Consider the following 25,180-nt stretch of genomic DNA (forward strand, 5'->3'; position numbering starts at 1 on the left):
TTTTAAAATAGGTCGTCGCTAGTTATACTTTTTGTTCTTTTGCTATAGTTGATAGATCGTTTCACGAAGAAATCTCCATGTTTTGTTCCTATAATTTCATCATCAAACCATTCGGTTTGTTCTATTAATGCTTGGTCCACATCAAATACTTTTTCTATGCCAATACTTTCTAAAGAATTATTGAATCTATTTTTTATAAATTCATTAATCACATCTTTTGGTAAGAAATCTAATTCTCCTGCTTCAAAAATCCAATCCACAAGTTTACTTTCAGATATAAAGGCTTCTTCACATAATTCTTTTACTAAAAGGCTGTGTTCTTCATCAAACCACGTTGGGTTTTCATCTTTTATAATTCTAATAACATCAATACCAAAATCACCATGAATCTGTTCTTCTTTTGACGTCGCTTCTACTACATTAGAAACCCCTTTAAGCATATTTTTATGCTTATTGAACGCCATGATTATTAAAAACTGAGAAAACAAAGACACATGTTCTATAAAAAGAGAAAACAGTAAAATAGATTCTGCATACTCTTTATTATCCTCACTTTTAGCATTTTTTAAAGCCGTTTCTAAATAATGAACACGTCTCATTATTACCGGTTTTTTCTTTAAGTTTTTAAACTCGTTATTAAGGCCTAAAATTTCTAATAAATGTGAATATGCATCGTGGTGTCTCACTTCACTTTCAGCAAATGTTGCGCCTACAGATCCTATTTCAGGTTTTGGCATTTTATTATAAATCTCGCCCCAAAAAGATTTTACCGCCACTTCAATTTGCGAAATAGCAAGCATGGTATTTTTTATAGCATTTTGCTCTACTACGGTAAGTCTTGTTTTAAAATCTTGAATATCGCTTGTAAAATTAAATTCTGAATGAATCCAATACGAATGTCTTATAGCATCTACATAATCGTTAAGCTGAGGATACTCATAAGGTTTTAAGTTAATACGTTTTTCAAAAATATTTGATTTTCTATTTCTTGTTTGCTCATCTCTATATAAAATATATGCTTTTGCTACACTAGGAAAAGAGCTCGTCATTAATGTCTCTTCAACAAGATCTTGTACTTCTTCAACAGTAGGTAAATATTTATGGTCTTTTGCTTTTCTTTCTAACAAAATCTGTAAAACATTTACAGAAATTGCATTTGCATCTTCTTTAGTTCCATTTCCAACAGACATCATTGCTTTTTCAATGGCATTAGAAATTTTATTTAAAACAAATGGACTTGTTTCATAATCTCTTTTAATAATCTGGGTTATTTCCATAAAAAAAATTTAATTTAAAGTGTTAAATAGTCATTAGAATATTAGTGGATTTTTCTAAATTTCTTCAGAAATTTCCGTAAAACGCAATAAAGTTTCCTTAATAGGTAAAATGAAAAATTATTTGAACTTTAATTTTTCAGAATAAAAAACAAAAAAATAATTTGTTTTTTGCTCACAACAAAGATTGCAAAATGATTAATATGTTTTAAGATTTTAAAGAAACCTTTTCAACAAGTTTTTAACAAACAAAAAGATAACATGAAACTCAGAAGTTTACAGAAAAAAAACCTTAGATTACTAATTTACAATGCTTTATGTTTTTTGAGATTGCAAATTGTTTACAAAAAAAAATCAAGTTTTTTATGTAAAAATCTTTGTCAGCAAGGCATTTTACTAGGGTTTTTTAAATAATTTTTTGAGGTGTTAAAAAGTTTCTGCAACCTTTTCTAATTCGATGTACCAATCTTCACCAAATTTTCTTATGAGGGCTTCTTTTACAAATTTATAGATAGGAATTTGTAATTCTTTACCTAAGGCACAAGCATCATCACAAATTTGCCATTTATGATAATTTACTGCCGAAAACTCAGAATAATTTTGAACACGCACAGGGTATAAATGACAAGAAATTGGTTTTTTCCAAGACACTTCGCCTTGATTATACGCTTCCTCTATTCCGCAAAGCGCAACTTTTTTATCATCAAATATAACATACGCACAATCGGCGCCATTTATTAAAGGGGTTTCAAGTTCCCCTTCTTCAGTAGTAATAAATGTACCTTGAGATTCTATAGCATCTATACCTTCTTGACGCAAAAAAGGTTTTACTTTAGGGTATATATCTTTTAGAATTTTAGCTTCATCTGCTTCAAGAGGCGCACCAGCATCTCCATCTATACAACAAGCGCCTTTACATGCTGATAGATTGCACATAAAGTCTTTTTTTATAATATCCTCAGAAACAATGGTTTTACCTAATTGAAACATAAATTTTTATATCTTGTATGAATACCTATTTAGCTTTATAATGTTACGTTAAACGATTTCTATTTTTCTTTGAGAAAAATGAAAAATACTCTTATTCACTTTCGCGTCATAACAAAGCTAAATAGGTAAGGCAAAAATAGTTAAACTTTAGGTTTATTTAATTAAGATAATAATCTACTTTTGCCGAAAATTTCAGGATCTCTATTTATAGAATCTAAAATTAACACGAACGCAGTTAACTGCCATACATTTATAAAAAGTTTAAAAAAATGAATTTCAATTTTAAAGAAATATTTACTGTATTCATGGTATTGTTTGCTGTAATTGATATTATTGGAAACATCCCTATTGTTATTGATTTAAGAAAAAAAGCTGGACATATACAAAGTGAAAAAGCTTCGCTAATTGCTGGGTTTATTTTAATAGTATTTCTGTTTTTAGGAAAAAGTATTTTGAATCTTATTGGGATTGATGTAAATTCATTTGCCGTAGCAGGTGCCTTTATTTTGTTTTTTATTGCCTTAGAAATGATTCTTGGCATTACACTTTACAAACAAGATGAAAACGCCTCTATGACAACTGCTGTTTTTCCTTTAGCATTCCCGCTTATTGCAGGACCAGGAAGTTTAACAACCTTACTTTCGCTAAGAGCAGAGTATTTTATAGAGAATATTATTGTTGCAGTTTTAATGAATGTTGTTATTATTTATATTGTACTTAAAACTTCTGCAAAAATTGAACGCTTTTTAGGCGCAAATGGTATTAACATTATTAGAAAAGTTTTTGGTGTTATTTTATTAGCTATTGCGGTAAAACTATTTGCCCACAATATAAAAGCATTGTTTGACATGGTTTAAAGCATTAAATTAGCATAAACTATGATTACGCAAAACAGATAAACGAATTTAAAATTTTAAAAGATGAAAATATTTACTATAATTCTTAGCGTGATTGCCCTTGGCTTAATCATCTTTAATTTTACGCAAGTTGATTTTGATGCGCCGTTAAAAGGCGATAGTATTATTGCTGTAATTACCATAGTAGCTTCGCTTTGTGTAATTGTTATGATGGCTATTTTAAGAACATCTAAACGTATTGAACAAAAAGTAAAAGAGCGTAAATAAAAATTTATTCAAACAGACTATTGCAGAAAACAATTTAGTGATACTACTTTGTAATTAAATTTTGCCGTTTAATAAAAATCGGAATTTGTATTTTTGCCTCACCCAGAACTGACTAAAAAGTCATTTCTGACCTCCCAAAAGGAGAGGTAAAAAGGAAACCCGCCCAAAGGGTCGGAGAATTTTATTTTATATGTATGATGCTTTAATAATAGGTGGTGGCGCAGCAGGTATGTCTTGTGCTTTGGTTTTAGGTTCTGCTAAACCCAAAGCCTTTGCTACAGATAAGTCTATTGGGATTATAATGCATCAAAAAACATCACATTTACAAACCGCTTTGTTTAATAATGTTTTAGGTTTAGCTCCTGAAACTACTGGGGCTTCTATTTTAGAAAACGGTAAAGCACAACTTTCCAGCCTATATCCACATGTTGAGCAAATTGAAAATGAAAAAGTTTTAGAAGTTTCTAAAAACCATAATGGCTTTGAAGTTATAACAAATAAAAACGCTTATAAATCTAAAATAGTTGTTATTGCTGTGGGTTACACTAATTTAATGACCATAACAGGTTTAGAGCAATATATTGAACCTCACCCAAGAGCTGCTATTGAAAAAAATCGTATTTGGTTAAAAAACACAGATCATTTAATTGAAAATAATTTATATGTTGCTGGTACTTTAGCAGGATGGCGCAGCCAATTTGCTATCGCCTCTGGAAGTGGCGCGCATGTGGCTACCGATATTTTAACACATTGGAATGGTGGGAAACATGTAAAGGTTCATGATAAGGTTGAATAACCTCTAATTTTTTCTTTTCAGTAATTATATCTTTTACATTTCTAGTACTTGTTGCTCCAGACCATCCTTTTTATATTTCAGATTTTAAATCCAAAGTGATATTATATTTTTCCTTGAATTCATCTAGTACATCTTCGTGAGTAAAAAACGCGCCTTTTTTTATATCATCTTTACTTTCTTTGAGTAATTCTTGAACTTCTTTTGGAAGATTATCAAAAAAATCCTCTTTATCTTCTTGGTAAGTTTCAAAGACAGCTTTAACCAATTTCAGAACTTTCTCGTCTGCGGTATTTAGATATTGAGTAATTATTTGCTTTAATTCTACAGCTCCCATAATACTTTTGTTGCTTATGTAGTTATACGAATTATCAGTTGAAAATTCATTTTATAAGACTCCCGCCTTCGCGGGAATGTATTACTCCCCGCTACCACTAAGTTATACTTAGTGGACGCAAACTAACTTAAAGAAGATTAACATCAAAAACTCAATATTTTTACCACTTACTCTTTACCGCCACTAGTTTTGGAAACTAGCGGGAGCGAGGGATTAAGACTCCCAATACTCAACTAATTTTTCTATCTCCCAATCACCATCTATCTTACTAACAACTACAATAAAACCATAACCATTTAAACCACTATAAACAATATTTAAAGAAAATAGACCTAAGGTTTTTTCTTTATTAAAATAAATTCTAGAGAAACTATATGTCGCTAAATCTGTTCTAGTTTTATACTTTTCTTCTCTTTTTTTTATTAAACTCAATAATTTATACTTGGTATTATCAACTTTAAATAATTTGTGATCTATGTAAATTTTGTTTACACTCTTTTTACTTTCTAATAAAATTGATTCGAAATTATTTTTTTCTAAATGAGGCTTAATTTTACTAAAGAATTCTTTTCCATTATTAATTTTGCCAATAGTATCATGAATAAAAACAACTAAAGGATCTAATTCTTTATTTTTTTTAATTTCAATACGTTCATATAATCCCTTTTTACTTTCTTCATTATCAAAATCATCTAGAGAAGGGACTACTAGCCTTCTATAATCAGAAATTGTTGAATCAACTAACTTACCAATCAGTTCACTAAAAATAGTCTGCTCTAATGCCTTATTATGATTTGATTTACAGCTTAAAACAAAACAAATAAAAAAAAATAGAGCAATACCTTTATTTATTAAGCACTTATTCATCGCAACTTTGTTTTATATTATCATTTAAAGGAATTTGTTGTAAGCTAATATAGTTATTCATTTGGGATTGAGTTATTAAAACAGGATTGGTGATTTTTCCAACTTGATCTAACCCTTCCCATGCAAATGCCATATAGTAATCTATTGGATATGTATTGTTATCCAATTCCCTAATAGCATTGGCTAAAGGTTGAACATGATTATGAACCATAAATGCATGAGTCGCATTATTTCCGACCTTGCTTGCGGGAGATATCCCATGCTACCGCTAAGTTTAACTTAGTGGACGCAAACTAACTTAAAGAAGATTAACATCAAAAACTCAATATTTTTACAACTTACTCTTTATCGCCACTAGTTTTGGAAACTAGCGGGAGCGAAGGGGATGATATAAAATCATCCCTTTCATTAATTTATTCTATCACATAATTTATTTTAACTTCTTCATAAACATGTCTACCGTCTATATTTAAAATAAAGAAAATTATATATTTATCCAAATACTCCCATAACCTATAACCATCTAGTCTTTGATTTTTTTTCTTAGAAAAGTTATAATATTTAGAAGAACGAATAAACTTTTTGAAACATAAAACTTCTTTTGGTTTCAAATTATCTAATATAGATCTTTTAATAAAAAATAAATCTCCTTCATTTGATTTATCTTTTAAATAATATTGATTTTTATTAACCTCTCCTCTTTTGATATATTTTTTATTAAATTTAAAATAAAGTGTATCCATATTAGCTTTTTGAGCAGTTAAGGTAAATGTGATTGTTAATAACAATATAACATTTAATATATCTTTCTTAGTCATAAAAAAATTAGTTTGGACAAATACTATTAGTCAATGTGGCAACTCTGAGAGAAAGATTTGTAAGTTTATTTCTTCTTTCATCACTTAAATCAGTCCATGCTTTTAAACCATACTGGGATAAACCTTGCCATGCTAAAGCTTCATAAAAATCATCACTTGGTTCTTCCTCATAATATACGGTATATTTATTAAAATCATCAGTTAAAATACTTTTGTGAAAACCTTTAAGAGCCTCTCTCATACTAGCAACATATATTGCAGCCATAGTACCATGCTGACTTTCATATTCTTCATATGATTTTCTAAAGTCCAATTCATCACTTGTAGGATATTTAGTTTTCAATTTTCTAAAAATATCAGCATGTATATATTCGTGTAAGATAGTTCTAGCCACGCCTAATGACGAATTAGAAAGAGATTTAGACGACCTAATTGTAATTGTTATTAATCCGTTATCAGGTGGAGATGTTTGACCCCCAACATAAACTTTGAGTCTTTCAGAATAAACATTATCTTTCGACTGTATTTTAATATCAAACTCAGACTCTCCTTTAAAATTTACAAGTAATTTTTTTACATAGTCATTCCCTTTTTTTGAAAGTAAATCATTCACACACTTTTCTTTGTCTCTTAATTCATTAATTATTTTATCATCAAAATCCACTTCCCCATAATTCATAAAAGCCTCCTTAGCAAATTCAGCAAACTCTAGGTCTCCATTACCTAACAAGTAGTTTATCAAACGCTCAACCTTCTCTTTATTTTCATCCTTATCTGCCCATGCTACCGCTAAGTTGTACTTAGTGGCCGCAAACTAACTTAAAGAAAATTAACATAAAACTCCGTTCTTTTACAACTTACTCTTTATTGCCACTAGTTTTGAAAACTAGCGGGAGCAGGGGATTTGATTTTTTGCCAAATGACTAAACCCGAATAAAACAGGTATCTCTTTTTTATTAAAAGCCTCCTAATAATCATAGAAATTCAGTAAATTATTCTAAAGACAGTCCATTTTAATTCTTTAGAATTTTTAAGGTAACAGGTGTATTCAAGTAAACTCGTATAAAATACAACCCATTTGACAACGAACTAAAATCTAGTTTAATCTTACCATTAATAACCCTTTGTGTTGAAGAAGAAATTAATTGAGATTGTAAAGTATACACTTCAATTCTTATATCATTTTTTAAAACGGGCAATGCAATTTCAAAATGTCCACTTGTAGGATTTGGATAAGCCCAAACATCCTCTGCAAAATTAAAATCATCACTTGACGACAACTCCGAATCACTAATTATGACATTTAAAACAGCCTTTTGCCTAATTCCAGAAGTCTCATTTGTTTCTACAACCACAACTTTCGCATCTCCTTTGGCACCCCAATCAATACTAACTTTATTTTTATTAGAGCTTATACTTTGAGAACCTTCAGCGAACCAACTATATCTAGAATTTTCATTCAATTGAGTAAAATAGGCACTATTTGAAGAAAACTCTTTAACCTCTGACGGGCCTTCAATACTTGGATAAAAGTTAACATCTTCAACTGTAACTTCCAGCTCTCTTTTAATACTTTCAGAGCAGTTATTATAGGATGATACTGTAACAATATGTTTTCCTGGTGTTTTCCATAACACATTCGCTTTGTTTCTTCTAGCAATAATTTCATTATCGCCTGAGACGGTCCAATTATAATAAACATCTCCTAAATTACTTACCACACTATACATTTCGGTAGATTGCGTTGCTGTAAAATTGTCACCTTCAATTAAACCTGGAACTAATGGTTCATTCTTAGATCCCAATTCAATCAAGTGTCTATACCCAGCCAAATAGACTTTATCCTTTGTAAAATGAGCATCTTCTACCTCCTCATCGTAATACTGGGTTTCCCAACTCTCGCCTCCGTTTTCAGTCATAAGAAATCTACCTCCAGCAATGACATACCATTTCAACTCGCTTAATGCATGTATAAATTTCACTTCACCTCCTAAATTTTTATTAATATTGACCCAAGTAACACCATCATCAATAGTTTTTAACAAACCCTTTGAGGAACCCGCAAAACCTATCTCATTAAAAAAACCAACGGCATATACGTTTATTAATTGCTCTGTTGATTCTGGAGATCCAGTAACCACCTGAGTCCAACTTTCACCTCCATTTACAGTTCTATACAAACCATCATTTACACCGCCTACATACCCTTTATTTTCATCTATAAAATTTAGTGTTACTCCAAAATCAGCTGCAGAACCAAGTTTAACCCAATTTACCCCCCCGTCCGAAGTTTTAAAAACGCCTTCACCATAGGTTATACCATATATAGTCTGTTCATTAATAAAATTGAGTTCCCTAAAACGATTAGAACTACTTACAACATCCCAATCGGCTCCTGAATTACTACTTTTATAAATATTATTTTGCCCTAGCAGGTAAATATGATTATTAACAACATCAACCTGATAAATGTATTCTTCAGGAGGTGTTATTTCTTGCCATGTAACACCACCATCTTTGGTTTGAGCCCCATAAGAACGTCCAAAAACTAAGCCATGATTCCCTTCAAAGTAGATAGCATTAAGCGCAGAAGACCTTAATGAAAGATAAGCATTTATCTCCCATTCATCATCAAATTCTTTGGTGTAGATAATATGTCCTGTACTTGCCCCTCCGCAGCAAGAAATACCATGACCGACTACACAGCTTCTATTCCCATCTTTACTAATGTCAACACTTTGTAAACCACTGTAACGGTATTCTAAATTCTCCTCACTCCAGGTTTCCCCGCCATCCATAGTTTTAAACACACCTCTTTCTCCTAAAGCAAACCCTAAACTTGGTTCTTGAAAAACAAGATCAAAAATTGCCATAGGATTTTCCAATGTAGCCAATAACTCCCACGTATCTCCTCCATCATCAGTTTTTAAAATTTCTCCCCGATTGCCCGAAATAAAACCGGTTGAATCATTAACAAAATATATATTGGTAAAGCTTGTGTCATATCTTAAACCTTCAATATCTAAAACTCTGGTCTGCCAAGTTTCTCCGCTATCTATCGTACTAAAAATAGTTTTAGAATTCCCCACCAGAAAACCTTTTAATTCATTAAAAAAGTATGCTGAATTTAAATCCGTAAAACTAAAACCTTGATACTTCCAGTATCTCCCGCCATCGGTAGTTTTAAAAATCTTTCCATCATTACCAAATACAAAACCAAAATCTTGGTTCAAGAAAAACAAATTATTGGGAGAAGGATATGAATCGTAATATAAATTTAACTTAAACCACGTTTCTCCCGCATCTTCAGTTTTTAAAACTATTTTATCTCCAATGGCATAACCTAAATTATCTGTTACAAATTGAATATTATATAAATGATTTTTGAAGCTAGTATTTATTCTTCGCCAAGTGCTTCCGGCGTCATTAGATTTTAGTATCGCTCCAAAATTACCAATAGCGATGACCTCCTGATCCTTTAAAAATTTTACCGCATTAAGACCATAACCCAAATTATTCGCATCCAAAGAACATTCTTCTAGAACAGGTGGTTCATAGACGTCTTCAATATTAACTACTATAGCGCCCTCAAACACCTCTCCCGACTCTTGGGTAGCTTTTATTTTGATTGAATATGTATTTTTTAATTCGTAATTAGCATTAGTACTCAGTTTTAATATGTTATTGTTAATCGTAAAATATTGGTTGTCTGAAAAACTATCTATATCAATAAAAGCAAAGCTAAAATCCTCTTGCACATTTAATACACTAAGAGTCCCAATGGAAGTATTAATAGGACTATTTTCGGCTATACTGCTATTATCAATAACTACAAGTTCCTCTTCAGTATTAAAAGTTATTTCCTTTTTCAAAGAAACATCATCTGCTGGCACTTCTCCAGTTTCTGCATCTGCATATCCTATAAGAGGTAACTCAAATTCTGGAGCCACAAGGTCATTACTTAATATTCTCAGGGCACCTTTTTTCAACCCTTCATTACTAGGATAAAAAATCACATTGAACGATTCTTCTTGGTTTGGAGCAATTACTCTAGAAAATCCATTATCTGAATTCTGGTTTCCTGGATTAGCATCTTGTATTTCATCTAAATAAAACCCTTGTCCAATTATTTCTATTTTAGAAAACACTAAATCCTTATTCCCTTTATTTGTAATTGCAATTTTAACAACATCCGTACTATCTATTTTTGTTTCAAAATGAATCTGCTCATTGGATTTTGTAACCCCATACCTTTTATATACTTCCATGAGCGGGTTTAATTCATTTGAAAATAAGGCTAGATTATCTTGAAAATTCGCCTCAAAAAAAATTTTATTGTAAGAGGTTGCCAGGTTGAACAAGTCATCCGAATTTTTGGTAGAAATACTTAAATCTGAAAATTTAACTTTATACTCGGATGTACCATCGGTATACCATAAATTAGACAGACTACTGCCGAAATAGAGAAAATCATCATATATAAACATGTCTACATATCGACTTAACGATTGATCAAATACTTCAACTGATCCCGACTCTGTACCGTCAGATTTCCATAAATTATAATCATTTGGTGTCCCGGACCGAAAATAAAGTTCGTTTTTGAATTCAATAAAATCAGAAATATTAGAATTAGATAAATGCCTTCTCCAAACAAATGATTTTACAGGTGCGGTTCCAGAAAATGTACCATCAGTTTTCCAAAGAACATCTCTATCTGTTCCAGAATCAGTAGTAATAGAAAAATATACCTCATCGCCCACTAAAGTTAAGTTATGAATATCAATATCGCCAAATTGTGGCTCATTAAATTCTTGTAGCAATGTAATATTTTGATTAATATCAAACTTGTAAAGCCTAAAATTTCTCCTATAATACGAGTCAGATGTAATAAAATACAAGTCGTTATTAAAAACATTCACTTCATAGATATTAGGAAACTCATCAATATCAATTTTAGTTAATTGTTTTGTTAGTGTGTCAAATTCCTGAAGTCCATTAAATAACAAATAGAGTTTGTCATTTACAACTAATATTCTAGTTATATCCGAAAAGCCAGTATCGAGAACTTTTACTGTACCCGTTTCAGTGCCATCAGTCTTCCAAAGCCCTCTGTTATAACCTTGAGTTACAAAATACAGCTCATTGTTAAACGCTCTGAATTGACTAGGGTTTGAACCTCCAAATGGAGTAGAATTAATATCTTTTACCATTACAGTGCCCCTTTCTGTACCATCAGTTTTCCACAATTCTCGCTGATAAACACCATCGTCAGCACTAAAATATAACTCATTTTTAAAAAGAAAAAGTCCACTCGGATTAGTCTCACCAATCTTGTTAATATCCTTAATCAGATAAGTGTTTTCCTTTGTTCCATCCGTTCGCCAAATCTCGCTTCCATGAACAAGATCATTGGCAACAAAATAAGCATGTGTCTCGGATGAAGTAAACTCGGTAATTGAATAAAACTCTTTTATAAATGTTTGAGCTGAAGTATATGTATTAGCTATAAAAAAGGCAGTAAGTAGCAATAGAAATCGGATGGCCATTGTGTAAGTATTTTATAATGCCCATAAAAGTAAGAATCTATCTAAAAGTAGTGTATGATTTAAGACATAAAACAAAAAAAAAGGTAAACGGTGTTTTTTATTCTTACTTTGAGTTGTTTAAAAACACATTACTCCCCATCACTCAACTTAATAACCTCATCAATCATAATATCGCGTTGGTTATAAACCTCTTCGAAAGCACCTGCACCAAAAAGTTGATCGGCAAGTGTGGCTTTTATGTATTGTTTAACCTCATCGTGATAGGCTACAAAAGTAACTTTAGAATCGGTTCTTAGGTTTAAGTAATCTTGAAAAGCAAATACTAAATCGTCACCAGCCTCAAAAGCATCTATAAAACCTTGCCTTTCATAATCGTCGTAGAGATGACGATCCATTTCTAATTGCTCGAACACAAAATTCCCAAAAAACCCGCGATGTAGTAAAAAAGATAATGTTTCGTTTTGCATACTATTATCTATAGGCACAAAAACATCTGGAATAATACCGCCGCCGCCATACACTATTTTCCCTCCTGGCGTTGTAAATTTTAAAGAATCGTCTACCTGTATTTTTTCGGGATCTAGAAGTTCACCACTATCTAATCTTTCAAAATACTCGTCGTAATAATCTTTATTGCCGTTGGTGTATGGTCGCTGGATAGAACGCCCTGTTGGCGTGTAATAACGAGACACCGTTAAACGTACCGCACTACCATCTCCTAAATCCATTTCGCGTTGCACGAGTCCTTTACCATAAGAACGTCGTCCTATAATGGTCCCCTTATCGTTATCTTGTAATGCACCTGCAACAATTTCGCTTGCCGAGGCAGAATTCTCATCAATTAAAACATATACTTTACCATCTTCAAAATCACCTTTACTTGTCGCAAAACTTTCATCAATATCGCCACGTTTGTTTTTAGTAAATAAGATAAGTTTGTCATCTTCTAGAAACTCATCAGCAATTTTTTCTGCTATACCTAAAAAGCCTCCAGGATTATCCCTTAAATCTAAAGCAATCTCGGTTGCTCCTAAAGCCTCTAGTTTTTCAATACCAGCTTTAAATTCTTTATACGTAGACTCTGCAAAACGGTTAATTTTTATATAGCCTAATTTTTCGGTTAACATATACGCAGCATCGACACTTTTTATTGGGATAACACTTCGCTTAACCGTAAAATCTAAAAGTTCTGGCTCTCCTCTTCGATATACTTTTAGTTTGACTTTAGAATTTATAACCCCTTTTAGCTTCTTAATAATTTCTCCGTCTTTTAATTTATTACCATATAACGAATCGCCATTAGCCATAATAATTCTATCACCGCCTTTAATACCCGCTTTGGCACTTGGCCCATTTTCTATAGCACGAATAACAGCAATAGTATCTCTGTAGGTATAAAAACTAACGCCAATGCCCACAAAATCACCTTTCATTTCTTCGGCAACACGCGCCATGTCTTCTTTAGGAATATAAACCGAATGCGGATCTAGGTTTTCTAAAATACCATTTACGGTAACATCAACAATACTATCTGTATCAATATCATCTACATAATCATATTCAATATAATCAATAAGCCTGTTGAGTTTATCTTTTTTACTGTTTGTAGAGAACAACCTATCGGAAGAGTCGCCAAAATTTAATTTTCCGCCAATAAAAATACCCGCTGCTATAGCAACGCCAAAAACTAGTGGTAAATATTTTTTTTGATATGCCATTATGCTTTTAAATCTTCAATTTGTTCTAATTCAATACCCGCTTTTTCTAGAAATCGTAATCCAGAATCGTCCTTATAAGCTTCGTGATAAACCACCTTAATTACACCTGCCTGGTGGATTAATTTACTACACTCTTTACAGGGCGACATGGTTATATAAAGTGTTGCTCCTTTTGCAGATTGTGTTGATGCTGCAACCTTTAAAATAGCATTAGCCTCGGCGTGTAATACGTACCATTTTGTATAACCTTCATCATCTTCACAAAAATTCTCAAAGCCGGAAGGTGTGCCGTTGTACCCATCTGAAATTATCATTCTATCTTTAACAATAATGGCACCAACTTGCCTGCGTTTACAGTAAGATAATTTTCCCCATTCTTGGGCAATTCTTAAATAAGCCTTATCGTACTTAAGTTGTTTATTTTTAGGCATTAATTTTATTTATTTGGGCGTTACCCTAAAGGGTCAGGCTATTCGCTATACCTGCCTGCCGGCAGGCAGGTCTTTTGCTAAAAAAAGCAAAAGGATGCCGCTTCTATCCTTAACGCAGTCTGTATAACGAATATAGTTAGTATGTATTTTAATTACAACGCCAATTCGTTAAAGTTTTATGAAAGTTTAATTTGAGTGCTACTTTTGCGTTAGGGATTGAACGGTATGTTTGAGCTCGCCGACGCAGGAGGAAGCGAGTAGTGAAAGCCCGACCCTTTAGGGTAACGCCCAAATTAAAAATTTTCTTCTTCAAGGAAATGAAAAAAATAGAGGCTAATTTAAAAAGTCGCTATTTAAAATCATTGGGATTACTAAACCAACTACTATGGCAGAAATTACCATAATCCAATCGCGTTTGGTAAATCTAAATATGGTTTGCACTACATAGCTTAAAAACAGTACTACAAATACAATTATAACTTGAGAAAGCTCGATACCTAAAGCAAACTCTAAAAGTAAAACTAGTTTATTATCGGTTTCGCCTAATAGCATATGGAACTCGCGCGCAAAGCCTAAGCCATGTATTAAACCAAAAAACAGGGTTGTTAAAAAAAGTACGCCAACTTTTTCGCGTTGGGCGCCTTTACCAGAAGTAAACACATTAAATAACGCAACAATTAAAATGGTTATTGGTATAAGAAACTCAACCACGGTTGCATTTACCGTTACCACATTGTAAGCGGCTAATATTAAAGATAGCGTATGCCCAAGGGTAAACATAGAGACGAGTAGTAATACACGTTTCCAATCTTTAAAGACGTAAGGCACGGTTAAAACAATAAGGAATAAAACATGGTCGTAAGCATTAATATCTAGCACATGGTTGATACCATACTCGACATTAAACCAAAAATTTTCTAGCATATTAATTAAGATTTAGGGTATTTATAGGGTAGTCCAAATATACAATTATTGAAGCGTTTTTGCATAGGGATTAAAAAGTTTATGTTTTTACAAAATTATACTTAACTTGATTTTTATTGAATGGATTAAAAAATAAACGATTACTTTATATTTGTAGCATATTCTTTTTAAATAAAAACCCAAATGCATATTAAAACCTTAGTTGTTTTTAGTTTTCTAATTTTATTTTCTGCTTGTAAAAAAACACAAGAAATTGCTCAAGAAGAGCAAACGGAACAAAATAAAAGTCAAGAGATAACGGAGCAAGACATTTCTAAACTAAAGTACATTGAGTATATTTTAGACTCTAAAACAGCAGATATTGTTGCAGATTGGCCTGAGTATTTACAATTAGAAGAACTTATTGTTGATATAAAAAAAGGAGACCTAAGCTATTTTAATGATAACAAAAAAGTAATTAAACTGCTTATAAAAGAATTGAAACAGAACATTCCTAAAACTTTAAATTCTGATTCTATACTTTCTAGAATTTTAGTTTTAGAAACTAAACTGCTTCAACTTGAAAGTTTATCGAACTTAACAACAACAAGTAAAGAAGAACTTCTAAAGAGTATTAAAGAGTTTTTAGTGTCATTTTCAAATTTAAGTTTTCAAATGAATAAAAAAATTGAATTTGATAATAGATCTATAGAAAAGCCTTAATTCTTATAATTACACGCAAAAAAAGGTTCTAACATAGTTAGAACCTTTTTTCATTTTAATCTTAAGTCAAATTAATTTTTAGGCTGAGACGCTTGTTGTAATGCTTGTTTTTGTCTTAATAATTCGTTTTTGGAAATCTGAATTAGGCTAAAATTAGGCGCTGCTAACAAAGCCTTATCTAAAATACCAACTGCAGCATCTATATTATTTTTTACATCCTTATTGTAAGTAGACAAGGCATCCATATACATAAACGCAGCTTTTAAAGGCACCTCATAAGGTGTTTGTGTTTCGTAAAATGCCTTTTTCATTTCGGGTTTAGAATTTGCTAAACCAAAAGCGATATGCTTATCTGTTTGTGCTAAGTTTTGAGTCTGCATATAAAGCTCTGCCAACTCATAAGCTATTAGCGGGTTTTGATCTCTTTTAAATAATTCTTCAAAATGAGCAATAGCTAACTTAGGCTGTTTAACAGATTTTAGAGATATGGCTTTTACCTCAACTGCAATATCAGAATCTGTAGTATTTTGCTCTATTCCTATAGTGTTAAGTGCTTGCATAAATTTATTTTCGCTCATATATATATAAGCTAAAGTATCTTTTCTTGCTTCTGATGGTGACAATACATTTAAATGTGTCATAGCATTTATAATACCTTGTGTATCGCCTTGAGATTTCATTTGCTTATAATACGCCTCATAGTGCTTTAGTAACTCCGAATTATTCTGAGCACCTAAGGTAAAACTCGTTATTAATAAAACCAATCCAAATAATTTTTTCATTTTTTCTAATGTGTTATTTATGTGCTAAAACTATAAAAAAATACCACTTAAACTCTTAAAAAAATATTAATTATCATTTAAAGAATTATTACAATTCTAATTAAAACAGGACAAATCTCTACAATGGGCACTAATGCTATTTTAGGAAATCTAAAAAATAATAAGTATATTTAAAATTACTAAAACTTATAAACTATGGGAATAAAGAGTTTTCAAGGGGCTAGAAAACAACAGGAAAATGTTACAGACAATACGCCTTTAACAGTTAGTGATTATATGACTAGGGACTTAATAACATTTACTTCCGACCAATCTATTGAGAGTGTTATGCAGTCTTTAATTAAAAACAGGATTTCTGGTGGGCCAGTAATTAATGGTAAAAGCGAATTAGTTGGCATAATTTCTGAAACTGATTGTATAAAACAAATTAGTGAAAGTCGTTATTACAATATGCCCATGCAAGATATGACTATAGAAAAATACATAACTAAAGATGTAGATACTATTGATGGAAACATGAATATTTTTGACGCGGCTAGCTTATTTATTAAAAGTCATAGACGTCGTTTTCCGATTGTTGAAAACGGGAAATTAGTAGGTCAAATAAGCCAAAAAGATGTGCTAAAAGCTGCTATGCAGTTAAAAGGGCAAAACTGGAAATAAGTTTATACACACCACAATTAAATTATAAAAATCGTCTTTTACAAGACGATTTTTTTTGTCTACAATTTTATATCAGAGAAAACCCTGAGTTTTGTATTTCAGGTTTTTACCTGAGTGTTTAATGCTTGAATTTAAGCAACTTGCAATCGCTATTAATTCAATCCATTCAAACATGAAAACATCACTTTTACTTATAATTCTTATTACTCTAAACACGACAACCATCGTTTTAAAACCTATTGCTTTATTAATCTCAGAGATTAATATGTATTGGCTTATAGGTATTGAAGTTATTCTAATAATTGGTTACTACGCTAATAAAACCATTAGGGACTTGCAATCGCATTGCGAAATAGATTGTAACGCACTCGAACTCTACATTATAAAAGGAAATAAAAAATAAGCTCCATGAAAATGACTATATCTAGAGATTTACATCAAGCATCTTCGAATAAAAATAATAGCGAACAGCTAATTACCAAGCAGTTTTTTCCTTTTTATGTAAGAAAAATTAAACACATATTACATGCTATACATGGCTTACACCCAAAAACAGCATACAGGTTACTCATCAAGTTCCTGTCTATCGTAATCAATAAAAAGTTATCAGATAATGCCATTGCATTTTACAAAAAAGGTATTAAAAAAAAGTTTTATGTAGATAACACCGTATTTTACTCCTACACGTATGGCAAAGGACCACTTATTTTAATGCTACATGGTTGGTGTAGCAATGGTGCGAGATGGCGCGTTTATGTTGACGAACTAGTAGGTCGTGGCTATAAAGTTATGGTCGTTGATGCACCAGGACATGGTACAGCACCGGGTCGATTTTTATCTGTTTTTCTGTATGCTAAAGGCATTAAAACTATACTAGCATCAGAGGTAAAATGGCATACTGTAATCACACATTCTATTGCAGGTTTAACTGCAATTGCTGCCATGGGTAATTCAAAAAAGCAATGCCATCCTACTAAATTTATAATGATGAATACATTTGCTACAGCAACGGCTATTCTTAAAAAATTCTCTTGTTGTTTAGGCGTATCTCACAGCGTGATAGAAGGTGCTAAAAAACTCATGTTTGTATATACAGATTTCCCGTTACACACCTTTAGTATTTCGAAACACTTAAAAGATATAAGTAAAGATAGCTTGCTTATTTATGATACAAAAGATCCCGTAGTACCAAAATGTGAAGCCGAATATATCATAAAACACGTGCCGTTTCTAAACATTTTAAAAACTGAAGGTTTAGGCCATAATTTAAAGTCGAAACGGGTTGTGGAACAGGTTGTAAGTTTTATAGAAAGTAACATACATCTATCTGATACAAAAAAAACAGCTCCTATGGATTTGACAGAGGCACAGATATAAATAATAATTACACTATCTTTAAAACACTAAAAATCAACTATTTTGAAAAAAATTCTCCTATTCCTTTTTATGGTCTTTTTTAGTTCGTTTGGGTTTTCTCAAACTCGGGAGATTGATAGTTTGAAGAAACTTCTTCGAAATGCAAAACTTAAGGACTCAAGTAAGATAGATCTATACCTTGCATTAACAAAGGCATTTATTCCGGTTAACATAGATAGCACTTATAAATACTCAAAGATTAGTCTAAAAAAATCTTTGATTGCTAATAATTATAAAATTATAAAAGCCTATGAGAGTCGAGGCATCGCATTGGATATAAAATTTCAATCCGATTCCGCTCGTTTTTACTTCGATAAAGCTTTAAGTGAATTAGACAAAAATGATAACCCGCAAAAGCGTTCAAGTATTTATAAAAGCTATTCTCTAAGCTATCAGAATTCTGACAGAATGGACTTAGCATTAGATTATAACTCAAAAGCCATGGCTTTAATTGAGGATAATGACAAAGAATTAGGTCTTTTGTATTTTAATCAAGCGATATTATATCTAAGATCTAATATTCGCGAAAGTGGTAAAAAGTATTTAATGCTAGCTTATGAAAGTAGTAAAAAAACAAATGATATTAGGGTGGAAGGTGCATCTACTCAAACTTTAGGTTATTATTATATCGAAGAAAAAAAACTAGATAGCGCAAGAATATATTTAGAAAATGGTTTAGACATTTGTAAACGGACAAAATCTCCAGAAACCTGCTTTCGTGTAAATTCAGCATTAGGTGATTTATACATAGCAATGAACTTAAATTCTAAAGCACATGATGCCATATTAACAGCGAAAAAATACGCAGAAATTCGAAATAACACCTATGATGTTCTTCTAAATTTAATTCAATTAGGAGAACTTGAAAACAAAAGAAATAATCTTGAAAAATCCGTTCAATATTTTAAAGAATTTGACAATTTATATGCAAAAGAGGGTGAAGATTCTCCTAGTTTTGGAGCCGATGGTTATCAACTATGGTCAGACACCGAATATAAAAGAGCCAATTACAAGAAATCTTATGAGCTTATAAAAAAAGCCAATGATTATAATGATTTACTTTTTACTAGAGAAAAAACTGAACTTTTAGCAGACGCAGACGCAAAATTTGAAACCGAAAAAAAAGAAAAAGAAATTGCAGAACAGAAGTTAATAGTATCAAATCAAGAATTGTCTATTCAAAAAAACAAATCAAAATTTCGCATAATGACCATATTAATCATCTCCCTATTATTAGCCTCCATACTATTATGGTTTGTATTTCAACAACGCCAAAAACGCATTCAGCAACAACTAGTAACCATACAAAAAGAACAAGAAGTACTCACTTTAGAATCGCTTATTGCCGGCGAAGAAAAAGAACGTTTAAGAATTGCAAAAGAACTGCACGATGGAGTAAATGGGGATTTGTCTGCCATAAAATACAAACTATCTGCTTTATTAAAAATGAATAACGACGTGATTAATGAAGCCGTAACCATGATTGATAATTCTTGCCAGCAAGTACGTGCTATTTCTCATAATTTGGTGCCGCCATCACTTAAAAACTTCAACTTAATTGAAGCCATAAACAACTACTGCGAGAATATGAATAATACGCACACACCAGATATTAATTTTCAATATATTGGTGATGCCGTAGACTTAAATAAAAAAATAGAAGTCAATATTTTTAGAATCATTCAAGAACTGGTAACCAACGCTATTAAGCATGCCAAAGCAGAACATATAGATGTACAAATTAGCCATAGTAATAACACCATTTTATTAACCGTAGAAGATGATGGCAAAGGATATATACAGACTGAAAACACCAAACCTGGTATTGGTTTAAATAACATAAAATCGCGCGTTGAGTATTTAAACGCTAATTTTGAAATAGTTTCTAATACTAAAGGAACATCTAACACGATAGAAATTGATTTAAATACGTTATGATAAATATAGCCATAACAGACGACCATGAAATGATTAGAAACGGGATTGATGCCTTATTAGAAAACCATCCTGACATTTCTATAATTGGTAAATATGCTAATGCAGAAGAAACTATTTCTGCTTTAAAAAATACGCATCCAGATGTACTACTTTTAGACATTAACTTACCAGATATTGATGGTATTGCCTTGTGCAAAATATTGTTAAAATCGCATCCTGAATTAAAAATTATAGCGCTTAGTAATTTTGATGAAACTTCTTTTGTTAAGCGCATGTTAAATAACGGTGCTTCGGGGTATTTACTTAAAAACACCAATACTCAAGAATTAGTAGAGGCTATTGAATCGGTATTAAAAGGTGAACAATATTTACTACAAGATATTCAGAAAAAATTATTGAATCGTTCCATTGGTCAAGAAAAAAAGAAGCCCTTAACTATAAAACTTACACGAAGAGAAAAAGAAGTTTTGCAATATATATACGAGGAACTAACAACACAAGAAATTGCACAAAAATTATTTATTAGCCCCAAAACTGTAGAAACTCATCGTATGAATTTAATGAGTAAATTTGCAGCTAAAAATAGTGTTGGTATTATAAAAGCAGCTTTAGAAAAAGAGTTGTTATAATTTTACACACGACCATGTTTCGGTTTTAATGCTTTTGGGCTATCTGTTATTAAAATTTTATCCTTTCCCTTTGCAGTAACCGAAGCTATACTAGAATAGTTATAATCTTTAACTGGATTCTCTAACTTTTGCCAACTAACATAACCAGCTACCGTAATACGTTCACCAACTTCTACAATAGCCTCTGTGTAACGTAGTTGCCTATTAAAACCTAATAGGTTATCCGTTTTGATATTATAGGATTTTAAGAGCGTTTCAAATTCTGGTGTGAGTTCTTTAAACAACCCTGAACTTGTTTTTTTATCTGTTATTAAATAGTCATAATAGTTTTTAGGTACTTTAGTTGGAAGCACCACTACACGCTCTCCTGTTTGTTCTATAAAAAAATCTTGGATTACTTCTTCGTTTACAATAGTTTTCCAATGCGAGTTTTTTCCAGATTTCACTTTCTTTTGAATTTTCATTTTATAAAATACACATTTACGTTTACTTAAAGGTGCTATTAAAGGCTCATCAATATTTAAGGCTTTACCTTCTATTTTAGAATACGTTTTTGTTTTCAAACTACCTACACGCTGGTTAGGTAAGTTTTTTAATCGTCTTAAAATAATTGTTTTAGGACTATAGTAATAAATTAAATATGCAATTAACGCAAAAAGACTAATGGAAATAACAACAATAATTGGTGTGCTCATTTTTTAAATTTGAAATGATTATTTAATTCTAATAATAAGTTTCACAGCTTACAAAAAAGTTACAATAATTCTATTCCCTTTTTACCAGAGCATAAAAATCGTTCTCTAAAGGTAAATAGCCTTGATCGTAAACAAAGTAATAAATAGTGCCTGCTTTAGTAGTATAAATACTTGTGAAATAATTAAAATCGAAACCGTTTTGAATCAGTTTTGTTCTTGTGGTTTTTGTCTTTTGTTTAGGGTTTAAAGTTTCTAAAATTCTCCAATTCTTTCTTAAGCGATTATTAATATTCCGAATTAGATTTTTAGAATCTTTATTTATAGTATTGTTATACGCGTTTCTGCAATAATCACTACAGAATTTTTTATCACTTCTTCCTATTAACTTCTCACTACATTCTAAACAAACTTTAGCCATAATTACTAATTTTTATAAAAATACATATTTTATTTCAAAAAAATAAAAATAACACTATCCAATTATAACAAAGAATTAAAACGATTTAAACGACTACAATTATTTACAAACGAACACAAACGTTTACTAACCGATTAAAACATTTTAAGTCTCACATCTTTGCCATGTCGAAACATAAGAACTCGATAGTATTAACTGTTAAACGAAAAAACATTAAAATTATGAACACACTTAGAAACAAAGTACAGTTGATTGGTAACTTAGGAAACGATCCAGAAATCATCAATCTAGAATCAGGAAAAACTTTAGCAAAATTTAATATTGCTACAAATGAAAGCTACACCAATAATAAAGGTGAAAAAATTACGGACACACAATGGCACAATATTGTAGCTTGGGGAAAGACTGCCCAAATTATTGAGAAATATGTTACTAAAGGAAAAGAGGTTGCTATTGAAGGTAAATTAACTTCTAGAAGCTATGATGATAAAGATGGTAACAAACGCTACATCACAGAAATTGTATGTGGTGAATTATTAATGCTAGGAAAATAAGACCTTTTTTTGCCCAAAAAATTTGAACTTAGTAAAGGAAGTCTATAATATTATAGGCTTCCTTTTTTTATGTTATCTATATTATAATATCCTCCTCTATTTTCTTTTCTATCTAAAGATTGTCTAATAATAAGGTGTGCTACATTAATCATATTTCGTAATTCACAAAGTGACGTTGTTATTTTAGATTCTCTATACAAATCTTCAACTTCTTCATAAATTAAATCCAACCGTTTAATAGCACGTTTTAATCGTCTATTACTTCTAACGATACCTACATAATCACGCATTAAAGCTTGTAATTCTTTTAGGTTATGTTGTATTAATATATGCTCTTTTGGAATATTAGTACCTTCATCATTCCAATCTGGGATATTTACCTGTGTATATTTATAATCTTTTTTAGATTGATATTTATAAATATTATGTGCATAAACTAAGGCTTCCAACAAGGAATTTGAAGCCAACCTATTTGCGCCATGTAACCCTGTTCTAGAACATTCTCCACAAGCAAATAAATTATTAATGGTTGTCTCTCCTTCCTTATTTACTTCTATCCCACCACATAAATAATGTGATGCAGGCACTACAGGAATCCAATCGGTTTTAATATCAATATGATGCTCTAAACATTCGTTGTAAATATTAGGAAAATGTTTAATAAAAGCTTCCATATCTAGATGTGTACAATCTAAATACACATGAGACTCTCCAGATTTTTTTAATTCACTATCAATACTTTGAGATACAATATCTCTTGATGCAAGTTCGGCACGTTCATCATAATCAGGCATAAATCGATAGCCTTTTTTATTTCTTAAGTAAGCACCAAAACCTCTAACCGCTTCAGAAATTAAAAAGGAAGATTCTCCCTTAGCTTCATATAAAGCCGTTGGATGAAACTGTACAAACTCCATATCTTTAATTCGTGCTTTAGCTCTGTATGCCATGGCTATTCCGTCTCCTGTTGCAATTACTGGGTTTGTAGTATGCCCGTAAACACAACCAATACCTCCAGAAGCTAACAATGTACTGCTTGCTTTTATAGTGAAAATATCTCCAGATAATTGATCTAAAACATAGGCACCAAAGCAAGTTAAACCGTCAGAAACATGATCCTTAATCTGATGATTCGTAATTAAATCAATAGCAAAATGATGCGGTAAAATAGAAATATTCTCTAATTGATGCGCTTTAGTTAATAAAGCTCTTTCAATTTCATAACCGGTAATATCTTTATGATGTATAATACGATATTCTGAATGCCCGCCTTCTTTTCCTAAGTCAAATTCGCCAATATCATTAACATCAAAATTAGCACCCCAAAGCAATAATTCTTCGAAACGGTCTGGACCTTCTTTAACCACCATTTTAACAACATCTTCATCGCAAAGCCCATCGCCAGCAATTAAAGTGTCTTTTATATGTTTTTTAAAGGAATCTTCTTCTTTATTAGATACAATAGCAACACCACCTTGAGCATACTTGGTATTAGATTCGTCCTCGTTTGCTTTTGTGACTACAACAACTTTTCGGTCTGGAAACTTTTCAGCCATTTTAACTGAAAAAGTTAAACCCGCAATACCCGAACCTATTACCAAATAATCTGTATTCATAGTATTATTTAGATAATTCTAGCATACGTTCTATTGGCAACAATGCACGTTCAATAATATCTGGATTAACTTCTATTTGTGGCGACTCATTAAGCATGCAATCGTATAATTTTTGAAGTGTATTCATTTTCATGAAATGACATTCGCTACAGGCACAAGTATTATCTTCTTTTGCAGGAGCAGGAACCAATTCGGTATTTGGCATTTCTTGTTTCATTTTATGTAAAATACCAGCTTCGGTAGCTACAATAAACTTTTGATCTTGATGCTCCCTTACATAATTTATCATTCCTGAGGTAGACCCTATATATGTTGCTGTATCTAAAATATGCGTTTCAGATTCTGGGTGTGCAATAATTTTATAATCAGGATATTTTTTGTGAAGCTCAATAAGCTTATCCATAGAAAATGCTTCATGCACAATACAACTACCATCCCAAAGTAGCATATCACGCCCAGTTTCATTAATAATATATTGCCCTAAGTTTCTATCTGGAGCAAATATAATTGGTGTTTCCTTTGGAATAGATTTTACAATTTTTAATGCATTTGAGGAGGTACAAACAATATCACTCAAAGCTTTAATTTCTGCCGAACAGTTTACATAAGTAATCACCACATGATTTGGATGCGCTTTTGTAAATTTCTCAAAAGCATCTGGAGGACAAGAATCGGCTAAAGAACAACCGGCATTTAAATCTGGTAAAACAACTGTTTTTTCTGGACTTAAAATTTTAGCTGTTTCTGCCATAAAATGTACACCAGCAAACACAATCATATCTGCATCTGTTTCTGCTGCTTTTTGAGACAAGCCCAAGCTATCACCAACATAATCTGCTATATCTTGTATTTCTCCTACTTGATAATAATGTGCTAAAATAACAGCGTTCTTTTCTTTTTTAAGACGATTAATTTCTTTTACTAAATCCATTATTATTAATT

General features: G+C 31.5%; 26 protein-coding genes. 10 read left to right on the forward strand and 16 right to left on the reverse strand.

From position 1 onward, the window contains the following. Positions 1–2: 2 nt before the first annotated feature. Together SJY43_RS03045 and SJY43_RS03050 are read right to left on the reverse strand one after the other, a co-directional pair. Positions 3–1,277 (reverse strand): ribonucleotide-diphosphate reductase subunit beta, encoded by a 1,275-nt coding sequence (locus tag SJY43_RS03045; RefSeq protein WP_396602373.1) that lies wholly within the window; start codon positions 1,275–1,277, stop codon positions 3–5. 423 nt (positions 1,278–1,700) lie between these two features. Next, positions 1,701–2,264: a DUF3109 family protein gene (locus SJY43_RS03050; RefSeq protein WP_396602374.1), complete on the reverse strand. Its 564-nt coding sequence runs from the start codon at positions 2,262–2,264 to the stop codon at positions 1,701–1,703. Between the two features lie 269 nt (positions 2,265–2,533). On the opposite strand from SJY43_RS03050, the gene SJY43_RS03055 reads away from it, so the two are divergent. The 3 genes from SJY43_RS03055 to SJY43_RS03065 all read left to right on the forward strand — a co-directional run bounded on the left by SJY43_RS03055 (position 2,534) and on the right by SJY43_RS03065 (position 4,184). Then, entirely contained in the window at positions 2,534–3,121 is a 588-nt protein-coding gene (locus SJY43_RS03055) for a MarC family protein (RefSeq protein ID WP_396602375.1), read from the forward strand. 63 nt (positions 3,122–3,184) lie between these two features. Next, positions 3,185–3,388, forward strand: coding sequence for a hypothetical protein (locus SJY43_RS03060; protein ID WP_396602376.1), 204 nt, complete (start codon positions 3,185–3,187; stop codon positions 3,386–3,388). Positions 3,389–3,578: 190 nt separating this feature from the next. Then, the gene (locus tag SJY43_RS03065; RefSeq protein ID WP_396602377.1) at positions 3,579–4,184 is read left to right on the forward strand and encodes an NAD(P)-binding domain-containing protein; all 606 of its coding nucleotides are present in this window, start codon (positions 3,579–3,581) and stop codon (positions 4,182–4,184) included. A gap of 70 nt (positions 4,185–4,254) precedes the next feature. On the opposite strand, the gene SJY43_RS03070 is transcribed toward SJY43_RS03065, so the two are convergent. The 9 genes from SJY43_RS03070 to SJY43_RS03110 all read right to left on the reverse strand — a co-directional run bounded on the left by SJY43_RS03070 (position 4,255) and on the right by SJY43_RS03110 (position 14,825). Continuing rightward, positions 4,255–4,518 (reverse strand): hypothetical protein, encoded by a 264-nt coding sequence (locus tag SJY43_RS03070; RefSeq protein ID WP_396602378.1) that lies wholly within the window; start codon positions 4,516–4,518, stop codon positions 4,255–4,257. 213 nt (positions 4,519–4,731) lie between these two features. Continuing rightward, positions 4,732–5,385 carry a hypothetical protein gene (locus tag SJY43_RS03075; protein WP_396602379.1) on the reverse strand — a complete coding sequence of 218 codons (654 nt, stop codon included), beginning with the start codon at positions 5,383–5,385 and terminating at the stop codon, positions 4,732–4,734. After that, a complete protein-coding gene (locus SJY43_RS03080) occupies positions 5,378–5,596 on the reverse strand; it encodes a hypothetical protein (RefSeq protein ID WP_396602380.1) in 219 nt (72 codons plus the stop codon). The genes SJY43_RS03075 and SJY43_RS03080 overlap by 8 nt, the downstream gene beginning before the upstream one ends. A gap of 202 nt (positions 5,597–5,798) precedes the next feature. Then, on the reverse strand, positions 5,799–6,203 hold the full coding sequence (locus tag SJY43_RS03085) for a hypothetical protein (protein WP_396602381.1): 405 nt from the start codon (positions 6,201–6,203) through the stop codon (positions 5,799–5,801). Positions 6,204–6,210: 7 nt separating this feature from the next. Then, entirely contained in the window at positions 6,211–6,933 is a 723-nt protein-coding gene (locus tag SJY43_RS03090) for a hypothetical protein (RefSeq protein ID WP_396602382.1), read from the reverse strand. Positions 6,934–7,216: 283 nt separating this feature from the next. Further along, a complete protein-coding gene (locus tag SJY43_RS03095) occupies positions 7,217–11,752 on the reverse strand; it encodes an ELWxxDGT repeat protein (RefSeq protein WP_396602383.1) in 4,536 nt (1,511 codons plus the stop codon). Between the two features lie 128 nt (positions 11,753–11,880). Next, positions 11,881–13,470 carry a S41 family peptidase gene (locus SJY43_RS03100; protein ID WP_396602384.1) on the reverse strand — a complete coding sequence of 530 codons (1,590 nt, stop codon included), beginning with the start codon at positions 13,468–13,470 and terminating at the stop codon, positions 11,881–11,883. Next, the gene (locus tag SJY43_RS03105; protein WP_396602385.1) at positions 13,470–13,901 is read right to left on the reverse strand and encodes a deoxycytidylate deaminase; all 432 of its coding nucleotides are present in this window, start codon (positions 13,899–13,901) and stop codon (positions 13,470–13,472) included. The genes SJY43_RS03100 and SJY43_RS03105 overlap by 1 nt, the downstream gene beginning before the upstream one ends. 333 nt (positions 13,902–14,234) lie before the next feature. Next, positions 14,235–14,825 (reverse strand): HupE/UreJ family protein, encoded by a 591-nt coding sequence (locus tag SJY43_RS03110; protein WP_396602386.1) that lies wholly within the window; start codon positions 14,823–14,825, stop codon positions 14,235–14,237. A gap of 183 nt (positions 14,826–15,008) precedes the next feature. On the opposite strand from SJY43_RS03110, the gene SJY43_RS03115 reads away from it, so the two are divergent. Beyond that, a complete protein-coding gene (locus SJY43_RS03115) occupies positions 15,009–15,527 on the forward strand; it encodes a hypothetical protein (protein ID WP_396602387.1) in 519 nt (172 codons plus the stop codon). A gap of 71 nt (positions 15,528–15,598) precedes the next feature. Here SJY43_RS03115 and SJY43_RS03120 read toward each other — a convergent pair whose 3' ends face one another. Beyond that, positions 15,599–16,309 (reverse strand): hypothetical protein, encoded by a 711-nt coding sequence (locus SJY43_RS03120; RefSeq protein WP_396602388.1) that lies wholly within the window; start codon positions 16,307–16,309, stop codon positions 15,599–15,601. 195 nt (positions 16,310–16,504) lie between these two features. Between SJY43_RS03120 and SJY43_RS03125 the strand changes: the two genes are divergently transcribed. From SJY43_RS03125 to SJY43_RS03145, 5 genes are all read left to right on the forward strand, one after another. Continuing rightward, positions 16,505–16,972 carry a CBS domain-containing protein gene (locus tag SJY43_RS03125; protein WP_396602389.1) on the forward strand — a complete coding sequence of 156 codons (468 nt, stop codon included), beginning with the start codon at positions 16,505–16,507 and terminating at the stop codon, positions 16,970–16,972. Between the two features lie 172 nt (positions 16,973–17,144). Then, positions 17,145–17,375 (forward strand): hypothetical protein, encoded by a 231-nt coding sequence (locus SJY43_RS03130; RefSeq protein ID WP_396602390.1) that lies wholly within the window; start codon positions 17,145–17,147, stop codon positions 17,373–17,375. Positions 17,376–17,380: 5 nt separating this feature from the next. Beyond that, the gene (locus SJY43_RS03135; RefSeq protein WP_396602391.1) at positions 17,381–18,349 is read left to right on the forward strand and encodes an alpha/beta hydrolase; all 969 of its coding nucleotides are present in this window, start codon (positions 17,381–17,383) and stop codon (positions 18,347–18,349) included. Between the two features lie 42 nt (positions 18,350–18,391). After that, positions 18,392–20,326, forward strand: coding sequence for a sensor histidine kinase (locus SJY43_RS03140; protein ID WP_396602392.1), 1,935 nt, complete (start codon positions 18,392–18,394; stop codon positions 20,324–20,326). Beyond that, entirely contained in the window at positions 20,323–20,955 is a 633-nt protein-coding gene (locus tag SJY43_RS03145) for a response regulator (protein WP_396602393.1), read from the forward strand. Before SJY43_RS03140 ends, SJY43_RS03145 begins: the two co-directional genes overlap by 4 nt. 2 nt (positions 20,956–20,957) lie before the next feature. Here the strand turns inward: SJY43_RS03145 and SJY43_RS03150 are convergent, their stop codons facing one another. Both SJY43_RS03150 and SJY43_RS03155 read right to left on the reverse strand, forming a co-directional pair. Beyond that, positions 20,958–21,650 carry a hypothetical protein gene (locus SJY43_RS03150; protein ID WP_396602394.1) on the reverse strand — a complete coding sequence of 231 codons (693 nt, stop codon included), beginning with the start codon at positions 21,648–21,650 and terminating at the stop codon, positions 20,958–20,960. A gap of 70 nt (positions 21,651–21,720) precedes the next feature. Next, on the reverse strand, positions 21,721–22,068 hold the full coding sequence (locus SJY43_RS03155) for a hypothetical protein (RefSeq protein WP_396602395.1): 348 nt from the start codon (positions 22,066–22,068) through the stop codon (positions 21,721–21,723). A 221-nt stretch (positions 22,069–22,289) separates the two neighbouring features. Between SJY43_RS03155 and SJY43_RS03160 the strand changes: the two genes are divergently transcribed. Continuing rightward, complete coding sequence (locus tag SJY43_RS03160; RefSeq protein ID WP_396602396.1) at positions 22,290–22,622, forward strand: single-stranded DNA-binding protein; 333 nt, start codon at positions 22,290–22,292, stop codon at positions 22,620–22,622. 50 nt (positions 22,623–22,672) lie between these two features. On the opposite strand, the gene nadB is transcribed toward SJY43_RS03160, so the two are convergent. Together nadB and nadA are read right to left on the reverse strand one after the other, a co-directional pair. After that, entirely contained in the window at positions 22,673–24,238 is a 1,566-nt protein-coding gene (gene nadB, locus SJY43_RS03165) for an L-aspartate oxidase (RefSeq protein ID WP_396602397.1), read from the reverse strand. Between the two features lie 4 nt (positions 24,239–24,242). After that, positions 24,243–25,169: a quinolinate synthase NadA gene (nadA, locus tag SJY43_RS03170; protein WP_396602398.1), complete on the reverse strand. Its 927-nt coding sequence runs from the start codon at positions 25,167–25,169 to the stop codon at positions 24,243–24,245. Positions 25,170–25,180: the final 11 nt, after the last annotated feature.

The organism is Algibacter sp. R77976, from assembly GCF_044594645.1.
In the GTDB taxonomy this organism is placed as follows: Bacteria; Bacteroidota; Bacteroidia; order Flavobacteriales; family Flavobacteriaceae; genus Algibacter_B.

Excerpts from the sequence above, each read along its gene's own strand:
- SJY43_RS03045 (WP_396602373.1), bottom strand. The coding sequence starts at position 1,277 with ATGGAAATAACCCAGATTATTAAAAGAGATTATGAAACAAGTCCATTT.
- SJY43_RS03050 (WP_396602374.1), bottom strand. The coding sequence starts at position 2,264 with ATGTTTCAATTAGGTAAAACCATTGTTTCTGAGGATATTATAAAAAAA.
- SJY43_RS03055 (WP_396602375.1), top strand. The coding sequence starts at position 2,534 with ATGAATTTCAATTTTAAAGAAATATTTACTGTATTCATGGTATTGTTT.
- SJY43_RS03060 (WP_396602376.1), top strand. The coding sequence starts at position 3,185 with ATGAAAATATTTACTATAATTCTTAGCGTGATTGCCCTTGGCTTAATC.
- SJY43_RS03065 (WP_396602377.1), top strand. The coding sequence starts at position 3,579 with ATGTATGATGCTTTAATAATAGGTGGTGGCGCAGCAGGTATGTCTTGT.
- SJY43_RS03070 (WP_396602378.1), bottom strand. The coding sequence starts at position 4,518 with ATGGGAGCTGTAGAATTAAAGCAAATAATTACTCAATATCTAAATACC.
- SJY43_RS03075 (WP_396602379.1), bottom strand. The coding sequence starts at position 5,385 with ATGAATAAGTGCTTAATAAATAAAGGTATTGCTCTATTTTTTTTTATT.
- SJY43_RS03080 (WP_396602380.1), bottom strand. The coding sequence starts at position 5,596 with ATGGTTCATAATCATGTTCAACCTTTAGCCAATGCTATTAGGGAATTG.
- SJY43_RS03085 (WP_396602381.1), bottom strand. The coding sequence starts at position 6,203 with ATGACTAAGAAAGATATATTAAATGTTATATTGTTATTAACAATCACA.
- SJY43_RS03095 (WP_396602383.1), bottom strand. The coding sequence starts at position 11,752 with ATGGCCATCCGATTTCTATTGCTACTTACTGCCTTTTTTATAGCTAAT.
- SJY43_RS03100 (WP_396602384.1), bottom strand. The coding sequence starts at position 13,470 with ATGGCATATCAAAAAAAATATTTACCACTAGTTTTTGGCGTTGCTATA.
- SJY43_RS03105 (WP_396602385.1), bottom strand. The coding sequence starts at position 13,901 with ATGCCTAAAAATAAACAACTTAAGTACGATAAGGCTTATTTAAGAATT.
- SJY43_RS03110 (WP_396602386.1), bottom strand. The coding sequence starts at position 14,825 with ATGCTAGAAAATTTTTGGTTTAATGTCGAGTATGGTATCAACCATGTG.
- SJY43_RS03115 (WP_396602387.1), top strand. The coding sequence starts at position 15,009 with ATGCATATTAAAACCTTAGTTGTTTTTAGTTTTCTAATTTTATTTTCT.
- SJY43_RS03120 (WP_396602388.1), bottom strand. The coding sequence starts at position 16,309 with ATGAAAAAATTATTTGGATTGGTTTTATTAATAACGAGTTTTACCTTA.
- SJY43_RS03125 (WP_396602389.1), top strand. The coding sequence starts at position 16,505 with ATGGGAATAAAGAGTTTTCAAGGGGCTAGAAAACAACAGGAAAATGTT.
- SJY43_RS03130 (WP_396602390.1), top strand. The coding sequence starts at position 17,145 with ATGAAAACATCACTTTTACTTATAATTCTTATTACTCTAAACACGACA.
- SJY43_RS03135 (WP_396602391.1), top strand. The coding sequence starts at position 17,381 with ATGAAAATGACTATATCTAGAGATTTACATCAAGCATCTTCGAATAAA.
- SJY43_RS03145 (WP_396602393.1), top strand. The coding sequence starts at position 20,323 with ATGATAAATATAGCCATAACAGACGACCATGAAATGATTAGAAACGGG.
- SJY43_RS03150 (WP_396602394.1), bottom strand. The coding sequence starts at position 21,650 with ATGAGCACACCAATTATTGTTGTTATTTCCATTAGTCTTTTTGCGTTA.
- SJY43_RS03155 (WP_396602395.1), bottom strand. The coding sequence starts at position 22,068 with ATGGCTAAAGTTTGTTTAGAATGTAGTGAGAAGTTAATAGGAAGAAGT.
- SJY43_RS03160 (WP_396602396.1), top strand. The coding sequence starts at position 22,290 with ATGAACACACTTAGAAACAAAGTACAGTTGATTGGTAACTTAGGAAAC.
- nadB (WP_396602397.1), bottom strand. The coding sequence starts at position 24,238 with ATGAATACAGATTATTTGGTAATAGGTTCGGGTATTGCGGGTTTAACT.
- nadA (WP_396602398.1), bottom strand. The coding sequence starts at position 25,169 with ATGGATTTAGTAAAAGAAATTAATCGTCTTAAAAAAGAAAAGAACGCT.